The organism is Micromonospora sp. NPDC047134 (assembly GCF_040643455.1).
Taxonomy (GTDB): Bacteria; Actinomycetota; Actinomycetes; order Mycobacteriales; family Micromonosporaceae; genus Micromonospora.
In genome coordinates this window covers 49,240-62,929 of the sequence record NZ_JBEYUI010000021.1, presented here as the reverse complement: position 1 = coordinate 62,929, position 13,690 = coordinate 49,240, and the positions used below count along the sequence as shown (strand labels likewise).

Annotated in this window: 12 protein-coding genes; 8 read left to right on the top strand and 4 right to left on the bottom strand. The window is 67.0% G+C overall.

The window, feature by feature from the left end; genetic code table 11:
* Window positions 1-141: 141 nt before the first annotated feature.
* Window positions 142-1,329 (top strand): acyl-CoA dehydrogenase family protein, encoded by a 1,188-nt coding sequence (locus ABZ795_RS22800; RefSeq protein WP_327026585.1) that lies wholly within the window; start codon window positions 142-144, stop codon window positions 1,327-1,329.
* A gap of 192 nt (window positions 1,330-1,521) precedes the next feature.
* On the opposite strand, the gene ABZ795_RS22795 is transcribed toward ABZ795_RS22800, so the two are convergent.
* The 3 genes from ABZ795_RS22795 to ABZ795_RS22785 form a co-directional block, all read right to left on the bottom strand.
* Window positions 1,522-2,376 carry an ABC transporter permease gene (locus ABZ795_RS22795; protein ID WP_327026584.1) on the bottom strand — a complete coding sequence of 285 codons (855 nt, stop codon included), beginning with the start codon at window positions 2,374-2,376 and terminating at the stop codon, window positions 1,522-1,524.
* A 73-nt stretch (window positions 2,377-2,449) separates the two neighbouring features.
* On the bottom strand, window positions 2,450-3,472 hold the full coding sequence (locus tag ABZ795_RS22790) for an ATP-binding cassette domain-containing protein (RefSeq protein ID WP_357531797.1): 1,023 nt from the start codon (window positions 3,470-3,472) through the stop codon (window positions 2,450-2,452).
* Between the two features lie 690 nt (window positions 3,473-4,162).
* Window positions 4,163-4,984: an NAD(P)H-binding protein gene (locus ABZ795_RS22785; RefSeq protein ID WP_357531796.1), complete on the bottom strand. Its 822-nt coding sequence runs from the start codon at window positions 4,982-4,984 to the stop codon at window positions 4,163-4,165.
* Between the two features lie 159 nt (window positions 4,985-5,143).
* Between ABZ795_RS22785 and ABZ795_RS22780 the strand changes: the two genes are divergently transcribed.
* The 7 genes from ABZ795_RS22780 (at window position 5,144) to ABZ795_RS22750 (ending at window position 12,487) form a co-directional block, all read left to right on the top strand.
* Window positions 5,144-6,298 (top strand): class I SAM-dependent methyltransferase, encoded by a 1,155-nt coding sequence (locus ABZ795_RS22780; protein ID WP_357531795.1) that lies wholly within the window; start codon window positions 5,144-5,146, stop codon window positions 6,296-6,298.
* Window positions 6,295-7,128: an NAD(P)H-binding protein gene (locus ABZ795_RS22775; protein ID WP_327026580.1), complete on the top strand. Its 834-nt coding sequence runs from the start codon at window positions 6,295-6,297 to the stop codon at window positions 7,126-7,128. The genes ABZ795_RS22780 and ABZ795_RS22775 overlap by 4 nt, the downstream gene beginning before the upstream one ends.
* Before the next feature lie 11 nt (window positions 7,129-7,139).
* Entirely contained in the window at window positions 7,140-7,868 is a 729-nt protein-coding gene (locus tag ABZ795_RS22770; RefSeq protein WP_327026579.1) for a class I SAM-dependent methyltransferase, read from the top strand.
* Window positions 7,865-9,457, top strand: a complete 1,593-nt coding sequence (gene rdmE / locus ABZ795_RS22765; RefSeq protein ID WP_357531794.1) for an aklavinone 12-hydroxylase RdmE — start codon at window positions 7,865-7,867, stop codon at window positions 9,455-9,457. Before ABZ795_RS22770 ends, rdmE begins: the two co-directional genes overlap by 4 nt.
* 60 nt (window positions 9,458-9,517) lie before the next feature.
* Window positions 9,518-10,228, top strand: coding sequence for an O-methyltransferase (locus ABZ795_RS22760; protein ID WP_327026577.1), 711 nt, complete (start codon window positions 9,518-9,520; stop codon window positions 10,226-10,228).
* Window positions 10,229-10,468: 240 nt separating this feature from the next.
* Window positions 10,469-11,245, top strand: coding sequence for a hypothetical protein (locus ABZ795_RS22755; protein WP_357531793.1), 777 nt, complete (start codon window positions 10,469-10,471; stop codon window positions 11,243-11,245).
* Between the two features lie 6 nt (window positions 11,246-11,251).
* Window positions 11,252-12,487: a CaiB/BaiF CoA-transferase family protein gene (locus ABZ795_RS22750; protein WP_357531792.1), complete on the top strand. Its 1,236-nt coding sequence runs from the start codon at window positions 11,252-11,254 to the stop codon at window positions 12,485-12,487.
* 231 nt (window positions 12,488-12,718) lie between these two features.
* Here ABZ795_RS22750 and ABZ795_RS22745 read toward each other — a convergent pair whose 3' ends face one another.
* Window positions 12,719-13,639 carry a hypothetical protein gene (locus ABZ795_RS22745; RefSeq protein ID WP_327026574.1) on the bottom strand — a complete coding sequence of 307 codons (921 nt, stop codon included), beginning with the start codon at window positions 13,637-13,639 and terminating at the stop codon, window positions 12,719-12,721.
* Window positions 13,640-13,690: the final 51 nt, after the last annotated feature.

Below are 13,690 nucleotides of genomic sequence, written 5' to 3'. Positions count from 1 at the left end.
GGCGGGCGATGCACGACGAGTGCGGGGCGCCGGACCACGTGCAGTTGGCGAGCCGGTGGGCGGAGGCTGCCGGGGCACACGAGCACGGGACCTGGCCGACGGCCGACCGAGAGAACCCATGCATGGAGTGGTGATCGTGAGATGACTTCAATGGCGAACACAGGGGCGAGGTTCGAAAAGCACGATCTGCTCGATCTCGACGACGAGTTGGGCGACGAGGCACGGAACACGCGTGACACCGTGCGCGCCTATGCCACGACCGAACTGGGACCGCGGATCGCCGACTGGTACGAACGCGGGACGCTGCCCCGCGACGTGGCGAAGGGGCTCGGCGCGCTCGGCCTGTTCGGCATGCAACTGAACGGGTACGGGTGCCCCGGGCTCTCGGCAGGCGCCTACGGCGTCGCCTGCCGCGAGCTCGAGGCGGTGGACTCGGGGCTGCGCAGCTTCGTGTCGGTCCAGGGCTGCCTCGCCATGTTCGCGATCCACCGCTACGGTAGCGAAGAGCAGCGGCAGGCATGGCTGCCGGCGATGGCCACGGGCGAGGTGCTCGGGTGTTTCGGCCTCACCGAGCCGGAAGCCGGCTCCGACCCGGGGTCGATGCGCACGTCCGCCCGCCGCGACGGCGTCGACTGGGTGCTGTCCGGCACCAAGACGTGGATCAACAACGGTGCCATCGCCGACGTCGCGGTGATCTGGGCGCGTGCGGAGGAGGGCATCCTCGGGTTCCTGGTGCCCACCGACGCGCCGGGGTTCACCGCACGCGAGATCACCGGCAAGCTGTCGTTGCGTGCCTCGAACACGGCTACCATCGTGCTCGACGACGTCCGGGTGCCGTCCTCCGCGCTGCTTCCCGGAGCACGCGGACTGAAAAGTGTGCTGTCGTGCCTGAACGAGGCCCGCTTCGGCATCGTGTGGGGCGTGGTCGGCGCCGCCCGCTCCTGCTACGCCAGCGCGCTCGACTACGTGGGCGGTCGCGAGCAGTTCGGCCGGCCGCTGGCCTCCTACCAGCTCTCCCAGCGCAAGCTCGCGGATATGGCGGTCGCGGTCACCCACGCCGGGATGACGGCGCTGCGGCTGACCAGCCTCAAGCAGGCGGGACGACTGACGCCTGTGCAGATCAGCCTCGGCAAGCTCGCCAACGCGCGGTCGGCGATCGAGGTCGCCCGCATCGCACGCGGCATGCTTGGCGCCAACGGGATCACTCTCGACTACCCGGTGATGCGGCACATGGCCAACCTGGAGGCTGTTACCACCGTCGAGGGCACCGAGGAGGTTCACACGCTCAGCATCGGCCACGCGGTCACCGGCTTGCCCGCGTTCCGCTGAAAAGGCGCGCTTGGGACATCCAGTGACCCAAGCGCGCCTCTCAGGGCATGCTGGCTTTCAAGCACGTCAACCCGTATCTGGGACCTGTTGAAGAAGGTTTTGACCAACGTCATCTACAAGGACAGCGCCCGGTAGGGGGCTGAACGGACTCTCGCCGTACCGATGCCCTCATCGATGCGGCGAAGCCGTGTTTTAGCGGTCCTTGCGCTTGCGGTAGGCCAGCATGGTCAGTGGAGCGAAGATCGCGATCAGCGCCGCGGAGAGCCCGAATGCCCAGGCGAGCTGCTCAGCGGTGACGGTGCCGTGCATCAGGCCGCGGGCGGCGGTGGCCGCGTGGCTCATCGGGTTGGCATTCGCGACCGCCTGCATCCAGCCCGGCATCGACTCGGTCGGCACGAAGATGTTGCTGGCGAAGACCAAGGGGTACACCACGATCATGCTGGTCGAGGCGACCGTTTCCGGCGCCTTGGCAACCACGCCGATGGTAGTGAAGATCCAGCTTACGCCGAAGGCGAAGACGATCAGCATCCCCACCGCCGCAATCGAGCCGAGCACGCTCTCCGGCCGGAAGCCCAGCAGGACGCCGCACGTGATCGTCAGGGTCAGCGCGACGAGGTAGCGCCCCATGTCCGCCAGCAGGCTGCCGACGATGGTGGCCGGCTGCCAGAACGGCAGGGTGCGGAACCGGTCGAAGATTCCCTTGGTGATGTCGGTGTTCAGGGCGGTCCCCGTGTACACCGACATCATCACCACGGTCTGGACCAGGATGCCCGGCAGGAAGAACTGCAGGTAGTCCCTGGTCGAGCCGCCGATCGCGCCGCCGAACAGGTTGGTGAACACCAGCAGGAAGATGAACGGGAACAGGATCATGTCGACCAGCTGCGCCGGATGGTGCCGGAAGGTGGCGGCAGCCCGCCACAGGAAGGTGAGAGAGGCGGACAGCGGGCCGGGACGCGACGGCCTGCGCTGGACCGCCAGTGCCCCACGCAGAACATTCTCGGCGATGGGCCGGGGCTCGGTGATGGTTTCGTCCGTGGCGGCGCTCATGCTAGGTACCCTTTCTTTCTGCCGTCCTCGGACGGGCTGAACGTGCTGGCTGCGCTGTGCTTGGCGGGAGCACTCATCCGACGTGCTCCTTCTCCTTGCCGTCCTCGGACGAGGTTGGGTCAGCGGCCGGGCTGTGGTCGGCGTCGACCTTGTGGCCGGTGAGGGCCAGGAAAACCTCGTCGAGGCTCGGCTGGCCGAGTGAGTACTCGGTGATCCGGATGCCGGCCCTCGACAGACCGATCAGCGCATGTGCGACCTGCTCCGGGTCGTTCGCCCGGACCGAAAGAACCACCGGGTCGCGGTCGAACTCGACCGGCGCGTCGAACGCCTTGCCGAGCAGTTCGCCGGCGCGGGTCCGTTCTTCGGCGTCGAACAACCGCACGTGCACCGCGCCGTTGCCGACCGAGGCCTTCAGCTCGCTCGGGCTGCCCTCAGCGATGATCTTGCCGTGGTCGATGACCGCGATCCGGTCGGCTAGCGAGTCGGCCTCATCCAGCTGCTGCGTGGTCAGCAGGACCGTGGTGCCGACCGTCACCAGCGCCCGGACGGCCTCCCAGACCTGGTTGCGTGCGTGGGGATCGAGCCCTGCGCTCGGTTCGTCGAGGAACAGCAGCTTGGGTGAGACGATGATGCTCGCCGCGATGTCCAGCCGGCGCCGCATGCCGCCTGAATATGTCTTCACCAGCCGGTCGGCGGCGTACTCGATCCCGAATGCCTCGAGTAGCTCGGCTGCCCGCTTGCGGGACCCCGACCATGAGTGGCCGAGTAGGCGGGCCACCATCACGAGGTTCTCGGCGCCGGTAAGTGCGTCGTCGACCGAGGCGAACTGGCCGGTCAGGCTGATCAGCTTACGAACTTCCTCGGCCTCCTTCATCACGTCGCGCCCGAACACCCGTGCCCTACCGCCGTCCGGCTTGAGCAGGGTGGCGAGGGTGCGGATCGTGGTGGTCTTGCCGGCGCCGTTGGGGCCGAGGAAGCCGTAGACCATGCCGGGCGGCACGGCCAGGTTCACCCCGTCCACCGCGCGGACCTTGCCGAAGAGCTTGGTCAGCTCTTCGGTCTCTATTGCCAAAGCTGACTGCGATTCCACGTTCACTCCTCATAAAGGTGGTCGTCAACTCGAATATCCGGGCAGCTGCCAGCGTGGCGGCTACCAGCGGGTCTCCCTGGCCCGGGATCCGAATATTCGGCAAGGGCTCAAAGTGCCTACACCGTACACCGGAACCTTAGCGGCTCGCACATAGAAATTTATGTGGGGATGGGCTTGACAACGCCGGAAAAATACTATCAGGACCTCGGTATACATGCAGGTCAGAGGCATCCTGTGCGTATGCCGGTAGACCCGGTCGAATGGTCTGCGTACGAGGTCGGAACTGGGATCGCTGCATCGAATGTCAGCGACAGCGACATTCGCCTTGCCCGGTCGAATTCGATTGTAGGACCGTTTGCCGGCGTCCCGAAGAGGTCCTTGCCGAGCTTGTTGGCCTCGCGCCTTCTTGAAGGGTGACTGGAGGCGGCGCGCCGAGAACGTGAATGTGCCCTCTGGTCTGGGAAGGTAGGACTTGTCGAGGGTCCTGTTCCATCCCGTCACGGAGGGCACTTTTCAGGGTGAAGGCCACCGGGTCACGTCCGAAGATCGATACCACTGCTGATGGTTGGGGCGTCGCCGGGCTGCTGTGGACCCCGACCAACGCGTCGGGACATCATCATGCTCGCCACCCGAAACCATCACCCGGACGATCAAAGACACGCCGTCCCGTGATCGACTGCTGACGAAAAAACAAGATCAGCGGAAGTCGTCCGCGTGGTCGACCGCCCACTCGGCGAACGTGCGGCCCGGCCTGCCGGTGACGTCGAGGACGGTCGTGGTGGCCACCGGTGGCTCCAGCTCCCACTCGACGAAGTAGCCGAGGATGTGGTCAGCGATAATCTCCGGCCAGCCTTCCCGGATCATGTTCGCTCGGGCCTCGGCCGGGCTGAGCTCCTCGATGACAATCCGCTTGCCAATCGCCTCGCCGATGGCCTGGATCTGTTCGCGCTGCGTGATCTGCACCGGGCCCGTCAGCTCGTAGATCCGGCCGGCGTGGCCGTCCTCGATCAGCGAGGTGACCACCACGCTGGCGATGTCCGCCTCGTGGATGGGGACGGTGGGCACGTCGAGGTAGGCACTGCGCGCAACGCCTTCCGCACGAATGGTCGGCGCCCACACGTCGATCTTTGTCGTGGCGAACTCACCGGGCCGCACATGGGTCCACTCCAGACCGGATGCCTCGATCGCCTGCTCCACCGAAAAGTACGGCCGGCCGGAGGACGACAGCGACACGACCCGCCGCACCCCTGCCTGCTTGGCGAGGTCGATCACCTCATCGGGAGCGTCCAGCACGCGGTCACCGTTGATCGAGATCAGGTACATCTTCTCGACGCCGTCGAACAGGGCGGGCAACGTCTCCAGCCGGCCGAGATCACCCGCAATCACCTCGACGCCGGCAGGCAGTCCCGCGGTGGCGGGGTTACGGCTGGAAGCCCGCACGTGTTCGTTCGCCGCCATCAGCTGGTCGATTACCTTGCGGCCGACGCTCCCGGTCGCACCGGTCACCAAGATCGTCATTTTTCCTCCTGATTGCTTGCCACTGGTCGAACACCGTCGGCACCCCACCCTTCTCCGCCCGGATCGAATCCCGCTCGCAACAGCCGCACCTACCGGTTCTCAAATGGTTTCCGAGTCAACCCGGCAAACATCGGCCGTACGACCTCGGAGGGGAGAACGGTGGAGAAGCTGCTGAGGTTCGCGGACGGGGTCGAGGAGGACACGAGGGCTGCGGTCAGCGCCGCGGACGCCCTGTCCGTGCTGACCGAGGTGGTGTCGCGAGCTGCGCTGTTCGACGGTCCGGACTCCCCGGTCACCGTCCAGTTCGACCTCGGAATGGCGGACGAGCGGCTCGGCTACCTGGTCACCCTCGGCCCCGGCATTCCCACAGTGGAACCAGGGTGGTTACCGGACCCTCCCGCCACGGTACGTCAGGAACTCAGCGAGCTCGTCAGGGCCGTGTTCGGACCGGACGGCGGTGAACACGCCACCCGTGAGGTCGAGCTGATGGAAGGCCCAGCGCCGCAGACCATCGACCCGGGTGCCGTGCTGGCGGAGCGGCGGGCAGCGGCCGTGGCCCTGCACCAAATGCTCAAGGCGTGCTCGCCGGAACGGCTAGACCTGGACACGTTGGCCCTGCGCTTTGGGTCGGACAAGTGGGCCGATCACTGGTACACCCCGCACTACGGCCGGCATTTCGAGCAGTACCGAAACCGCAGGGTACGGCTGCTTGAAATCGGTGTCGGCGGGTACGACGCCCCGGACCAGGGCGGCGAGTCGCTGCGGATGTGGAAGTACTACTTCCGCCGTGGCCTGATCCACGGCCTCGACCTCTTCGACAAGTCGAGCCTTGACGAGCCGCGATTACGGACGATCAAGGGATCCCAGGCGGACGCGGGGTTCCTCACCGAGCTCGCCGGCCGGATCGGCCCACTCGACATCGTCATCGACGACGGCAGCCACCTCAGCGCCGACGTGATCCTCTCCTTTCAGACCCTGTTCCCGCTGTTGCGTCCCGGGGGCCTGTACGTGATCGAAGACCTGCAGACCTCGTACTGGCCGGGCTGGAACGGCGGCACCACCGACCTCGACGATCCCGGCACGTCGCTGGGATTCCTCAAGACGCTGGTGGACTCGCTGCATCACCAGGAGTACACCGGCGGCACCTCATCCGCAAAGGACAGGATGATCGGCGGCCTGCACTTCTACCACAACATCGCCTTCGTCGAGAAGAGCGTGAACGCCGAGCAGGCCTCTGCAGCCTGGATTCCCCGTGACATCCATCCGATGACATGGATGTACCCGCCGGCCACTTCCGAGGAGGGCATGAAGTGACGATCCTGGTGACCGGGGCGACCGGAACGGTTGGCCGGCACGTCGTCGACCAGTTGCTGGCCAGAGGCGCGAATGTCCGGGCGCTGTCCCGGAATCCCGCAGCCAGTCTTCCGGCCGACGTCGAGGTGGTCAACGGTGATCTGCTGAGGCCGGACTCGCTGCGGCCCGCACTGACCGGCGTGGACCGGATGTATCTGTTCCCGGTGCCCGACACTGCCAAGGAGTGCGTCGACATCGCGGTGCGTGCCGGGGTACGGAGGATCGTCGTGCTGTCTTCCGACGCGGTCAACACGCGGTACGAGATCGCCGGAGACAGCATCGACGACCACCTGGCGGTGGAGAACGCCGTGGCGGAGAGCGACGTCGAATGGACGTTCCTGCGACCCGTCGCGTTCGCGAGTAACACGTTGTTCTGGGCGCATTCCATCACGACCGAGGGGGTGGTCAGGGCCGCGTATCCGAATGCGGCGCAGGCCCTTGTCCACGAAGCGGACATCGCCGCCGTCGCCGTCACCGCCCTGCTGGAGGACGGGCACGCCGGCGGCCGGTACACCATCACCGGGCCGGAGGCGATCACCCAGGTCGAGCAGGTACGCACCATCGCGGACCAGATCGGTCGCGACATCCGGTTCGAGGAGATGACGCCGGAGGAAAAGCACGCAGAGATGATCCAATACCTGCCGGAGGACTCGGTGCGGATGATCCTCGGCTACTTCGCCATCGCCGTCACCAACCCCGATCCCGTCACCACGGCGGTCCAACAGGTCACCGGCGTACCCGCGCGCACCTTCGCCGAGTGGGTGGCCGACCACGCATCGTACTTCCGGTAGGAGGATTTCCTATGTACGGAGCCGAGCTCGCCGAGGTGTTCGAACTCATCCACCGTGGCCGAGGCAAGAATTACCTCGCGGAGGCGGAGGAGGTGGCGAGGCAGGTAAGGGCTCGCAAACCGGCCGCCTCGTCGCTACTGGACATCGCCTGTGGCACCGGGTCACATCTGCGGGCGTTCGCCACCCTCTTCGACCATGTCGAGGGATTGGAGATCTCCGAGCCGTTCTTGCGAATCGCCAAGGCCGCCGTGCCGCAGGCGGTGCTGCACCTCGGCGACATGCGTGAGTTCGCGCTCGGCAGGACTTTCGATGCGATCAGCTGCATGTTCGGATCGATCGGCTACCTGGCCGACACCGGGGAGCTGAGCACCACGCTGACCCAGTTCGCCAAGCACCTGGCCCCTGGCGGCGTCGTCGCCGTCGATCCATGGTGGTTCTTGGAGAACTACGTCGACGGCTACGTCTCCGGCACGGTGATCGAGGTGGACGGCACGACGATCTCCCGGGTGTCGCACTCGAAGTTGGAAGGCAGCGCGTCCCGGATGAACGTGCACTACGTCGTGGCGGACGCGGCGGCAGGTGCCCGGCACTTCGTCGAGAACCACCGGATCACCCTGTTCACCCGCCAGCAGTACGAGACCGCCTTCGCCGCCGCTGGTTTCACTGTCGACTACATCGAGGGACTTCACGCGGGCCGCGGACTGTTCGTCGGCGTACTGACTAGCCAGGAGGAGACATGACGGACACGGCGGAGGTTCTCGTCGTCGGTGCGGGACTCGGTGGGCTGTCGGCGGCGATGTTCCTCGCGAAGCGAGGGGTTCGCACCCTGATCGTAGAGAAGCACCCGGGCACCTCGATCTATCCGAAGGCGGCCGGACAGAACCCGCGCACCATGGAGCTGCTGCGAATCGGCGGTGTGCTCGACCAGGTCAAGCAGGCCAATGACCTTCGCGGCCAGCACGGCGACTTCACTATCAGGGTCGCAGAAAGCGTCGGCGGCAAGGTGTTGCACACCTTTGCCGAGAGCGTCGACGACATGATTGCCGCGACCGCGCCGTGTACACCGCAGGGCTGGGGTTTTCTCGCACAGGACCAGCTGGAGCCGATTCTGCTGGCCCAGGCGGAGAAGTACGGCGCTGTCGCCCGGTACCGCACGGAGCTGGTGTCGTTCGAGCAGGGCCCGTCGGGTGTCAACGCTGTGGTGCGTGACGTGACGACCGGCAAGGAGTCCGTCGTGCACGCGGATTACCTGGTTGCCGCGGACGGTCCGGACAGCCCCGTTCGTGAGCGACTCGGCATCTCCCGGTATGGGCAGGGGGTGTTGTCGCACTTCGTCGGGGTCATTTTCGAGGCCGATCTGTCCGCCGTGCTGCCGCCGGGCTCGGTCGGGTGGTACTACCTGCAGAACCCGGCGTTCACCGGGACCTTCGGTCCGACTGACAAACCGAACCGGCACACGTTTTTTGTCGAGTACTCGCCCGACCGGAGCGAGTCGCCCGAGGACTTCCCGCCGGCCCGCTGTGTCGAGCTGATCCGGCTCGCGGTCAACATGCCGGACCTTGAGCCGAAGCTGCTGAACATCCAGCAGTGGGAGATGGCCGCCTACATCGCTGACCGCTGGCGGGACGGCCGCGTCTTCCTCGTCGGGGACTCCGCGAAGGTCACGCCTCCGACCGGCGGGCTCGGCGGCAACACCGCGATCGGCGACGGCTACGACATCGCCTGGAAGCTGGCCGCGGTGGTGAAGGGCACGGCGGACCCCGGGTTGTTGGACAGCTACGAACCGGAACGCAAGTTGGTGGCGCACCTGGTGGTTGACGAGTCGATGTCTGTTTACGCGAACCGGATGGCGCCGCACCTGATCGACAAGACTCCAGCCGGCGTCGGTTACTCCGAGGTGCTTCTCGGGTTCCGGTACCGGTCGGGAGCCGTCCTGATCGACGACACGGATCCAGCCACCGTCGAGGATCCGTTGCGCCCCAGTGGGCGTCCGGGATTCCGGGCGCCCCACGTCTGGATCACCCGCGCTGGATCCCGAATGTCCACAGTAGACATGTTCGGTGAGTGGATGTTGATCGCCGCGGACGAGAGATGGCGGGGGGCGGACGCCCGGGTCGACACCGTCGTGGTCGGCACCGACTTCGAGGAAACCGACCCTGACAGGCATCTCGTTACCCGCTACGGGATCGGTGAGTCCGGGGCCAGCCTCATCCGGCCTGACGGGATCGTCGCCTGGCGGACCGCGTCCCTGGTTCCCGAGGCCTTGCCTGCCGTGCTGGACAAGCTCCAGGTGCGCCAACTCCCGGAGAGCGCGGGGCCGAATCACTGACTCGTACGTTTCCACTGATTCCAAAGACGACGACACGCACTAGTAGGAAGAGATGAGCCCATGATTGACACTTCGCTGCCCATCGTCCCGCAGGACAGCACCGACCCAAGGGAGGTCTTCGCCACCACTCTGGTGCGTGCGGCGAAGCTGCCCCCACGCCTCGAGGCCGTCATGACGGAAATCGAGACAATTGCGGAGAGTGAGGGCATCCCGATCATCGGCCGGCTGGAGGGCACGATCGTCCAGATGCTCGCCACGCTGTGCGGCGAGCGGGCTATGAGGGTGCTCGAGTTGGGCACGGCGATCGGCTACTCGGCACTGTGGCTCGCGCACGCACTGCCTGAAGGCGGCAAGGTCACCAGCATTGAGCTGGACCCGGAGCGTGCGGCACGCGCGGCGGAATTCATCGACCGCGCCGGGTTCGCCGACCGGGTCGAGATCATCGTCGGCGACCTGTTCGAGCTGCTGCCGAGCCTCGGCGTCTACGACCTGATCTTCCAGGACGTCATGAAGCACCGGTACTTTGGCAATGACCCCAAGCTCGCGACCGAGCTGCTGCGGCTCACCAAGTCGCACCTCGAGGTGAACGGCATTCTCATGATCGACAACGCCTTCTGCGGTGGCGGTGTCGTCGCGGGCGACGTCGACGAGCCCTCCAACGAGCTGGCAGGCGTGCGGCGCATGAACGACGTACTGGCCCACGACCCCGACTTCGCCGGTGTGATCGTGCCGGTCCGGGACGGCCTCTGGGTCGCGCAGCGCAAGTCCTGACCATTGGATCGGTGTCCCTACGGCTCGGTGCGGCCGCCAGGATCGCGCTCGCCACTCGTAACGATCTCTCTTTCGGGCAAGGGGTGCGACTGTCAAGGTGGGGATGCCCGCACCACCGCTGCCCGTTACATGGCCTGGCGGCGGCCTCACGAGATTGAAACGGCGGCTCGAGCCCAGAGCTTGGGGGATGGGTAATCGGTGGGCCAGCCTGGCGATCACGATGCTCGGGAGAGAGAGGGTGTGGTCGGTGCGGAGGTCGTGATTGTCGTCGGGGAACACGCCGGTGCTGCCGCCCTGGCCGAACGCGGCCCGCGGCGCGCGACCGAGATCGGGTTGACCGCGTGGGCACCGCTCGGGAACCCGTGCTGGCCGCGACCGCCGGGCGACATCTACACCGCGCTGTCCCACTTACCGTCGCGAAAGGCCCGGACCATGACCCGCACCGCCGTCAGCTCCGAAGAGCTCGACTCGTCAGACCCCGCCGACCCCCGGCTGCACGCCAAGCGGGACTCGGCACCGTTGTGGCCCCACCTGCGTGCGCGGCCCGCACTGCATCGGCGACCGGAGCGTACAGACCAGCCCGGGTCCTGGCTGATCACACGCAATGCCGAGGCGATGGTTGTCTACCGCGACAAGGACCGCTTCACCAACTGCCAGGTCGGCGGCGCGCCGCTCACCGACCGCGACGTACCGGCCAACTGCTGCGGCCTGATCATCGGCGGCGACGAGACGGGCAGGCACGCGATCGCCAGTGGCCTTCCCACGTTGATCGAGCACCCCGTGCCTGGGCGGGCGCTCAAGGCGGGCGAGGCTGATCCGCCGACCGCGGCCGACGAGGCGCTGCGCTGGACCGACCCGTCGCCGCACGGAAGCCGGATAGCGACCGAGGACGTCGAGGTGGACGGCAACCGCGATCCGGCCGTCTCAGCCGACTCGGACCGGTTCACCGTGGACCGCCACCCCAACAAGTACGGGATGAGCACGCTCCCGGTCGCGCTCGATCCAGAGACGAGGTGACCTGCCGTGCCGAAGAGCGAACGACCCGGCAGCGTGGACCTGCCACTGTCCGGCGTCACGGTCGTTGCGCTGGAACAGGCGGTGGCCGCGCCGCTCGCAACGCGCCATCTCGCCGACCTCGGTGCCCGCGTGCTCAAGGTGGAGCGGCCGGACGGCGGTGACTTCGCGCGTGGCTACGACACCAGCGTCAACGGAATGGCGAGTCACTTCGTCTGGCTCAACCGGGGCAAGGAGTCGGTGGCGCTGGACCTGAAGTCACCCGGCGGCCGCCAGGTCGTCGCAGATCTCGTCGCCACGGCCGACGTGTTCCTGCAGAACCTCGCGCCGGGTTCGGCCAGCCGGCTCGGCCTCGGCGCCGCCGACCTGCGGGCCAGGCACTCCCGACTGGTGACGGTCGACATGTCCGGGTACGGCGTCAGCGGCCCCTACCGGGACCGGCGCGCCTACGACATGCTCATCCAGTGCGAGGCCGGGCTGGTCTCCGCCACCGGCGCCGAGAACAGCAGGACGAAGGCGGGGCTGCCGGCCTCCGACATCGCGGCGGGCATGTACGCACTCACCGCGACCCTGGCCGCGCTGGTGGGCCGGGCGGTGAGTGGGCAGGGCGCCGGCATCGAGATCTCGATGCTTGAGGCGACCGTCGAGTGGATGGGCTACCAGCTCTACCACACCCAGGGGACCGGGCAGTCCCCGCCCAGGATGGGCCTTGCCCATCCCAGCGTGGTGCCCTACGGCGCGTTTCCCGCTCAGGACGGTGTCGACGTCGTGATCGGGGTTCAGAACGACCGGGAGTGGGCGCGGTTCGCCGAGGACTTTCTCGGCAGGCCCGACCTGGCAACCGATCCGGAGTGGGCGACGAACGTCGCGCGTGTGCACCACCGCGAGACGGTGGACGCCCTGGTCGCCGCGCACACCGTGCGGCTGCCCGCCGACCGGCTCGTCGCGTGCCTTGACGCCGTCGGAGTCGCGACCGGTCGGGTCAACGACATCGGGGACGTGCTGGCGCATCCGCAGCTGGCCGCGCGGGACCGCTGGCGGCAGGTGGACACGCCCTCAGGGGCCGTGCGCGGGTTGCTCCCGCCGTTCACGGTCGCGGGAGTTGAGCTGCCTATGGGCCCGGTGCCCGAGCTGGGGGAGCACACGGAAGCTGTGTTGCGTGAGCTGGGCTACTCCACGGCGCGGATCGAGGCGTTGCGGCGCGAGGGCGCCGCCTCCGTGCCGATCGAGAGTTCGCGCTCCTGACCGTCCGGCGGTCGCTACGAGTTCGGTTCGGTGTGCAGCTTCTCGTGCGGCGGCTGTACCGGCGGCAGCGTCCACGTGATGGACCGGGGCTCGCTCGGTGTGCTGCCGATGCCCGTCTTCCCGGGGCCGCCGGCACCGTCTCGCTGCCTCGTGATCGGGCATTTCATCGAGTAGGGCTGATGGGGAAGCCCCGGCGGTTGGCTACCACCGGGGCTTCGGATCGCCGGAGACTTATACGGCGAAGGTGGCGGCAGGGCCGCCCACCTTGGTCCAGCCGCTGCCTCCAGGGACCTTGCGCCAGATGCCGCTCTTGTTCAGGCCGTACAGGGTGCCGTCGTTGGCGACGGAGAACAGATCGCCAGGGCCTCCCGCGTATTCCCAGTGGAGTTCGGCGTCGAAGAAGCGGTAGACGTCACCGTTGTGCGGACTCGTGGCGACCATGTACCCACCGGTGTACATCTTCTTGGCGGGGCCGCCCACCTTGATCCAGTCGAGGTTGCCGCGCCACGCGTAGATCCCGCTCTTGTTCTGTCCGTAGACGTAACCGACGTTGGTGATGACGAAGTCGTCGCCGGGGCCACCGATCCTGTTCCAGGGTAGGAAGGGCAGGCCCGTGTAGATGTAGGGTTCATTGGTCGTGAGGCTCGTTGCGATGAGCAGGCCGACGCCGCCGGACCTGATCGAGGACGCCGGGCCACCGATCTTGCGCCAGTCGTCGCCGCCCCACCACTCGAAGATGCCGGTGCTGTCGAGCCCCTGGATGATTCCGACGTCGTCCACGGCGTACTGATCGTAGGGGCCCCCGATCTCGAGCCACGTGGCCGTCGCGTGGTCGTACCAGGAGAGTTTGCCGGTCGTCGGGCTCGTCGCGTAGACGTAACCGCCGCCGGCGTGGATTTCGGCCGCTGGGCCGCCGATCTGCGACCAGCTCTGACCGTCGAACATCCAGATCGCGTCACGTTTGGGCGTCAACGCGTACAGGGTGTTCTCGCTGACAGCCACTGAGGCGCGCATCGCGCGGGCGTCAGCGGAGCGCTTTTCGACGATCTCGTACAGTGAGAGCGGCGTCTTGTTGTCTTGTTCAGCGGCGGCGACTGCCGGCGCCGGCACAACCAGCGCGGCCCCGAGCGCTACGGCTGTGGCAACGAGCATTCGTCTTAGCATGTTTCCCTCCAGCGATTTCGCCCGGGATGGGCCCGATGA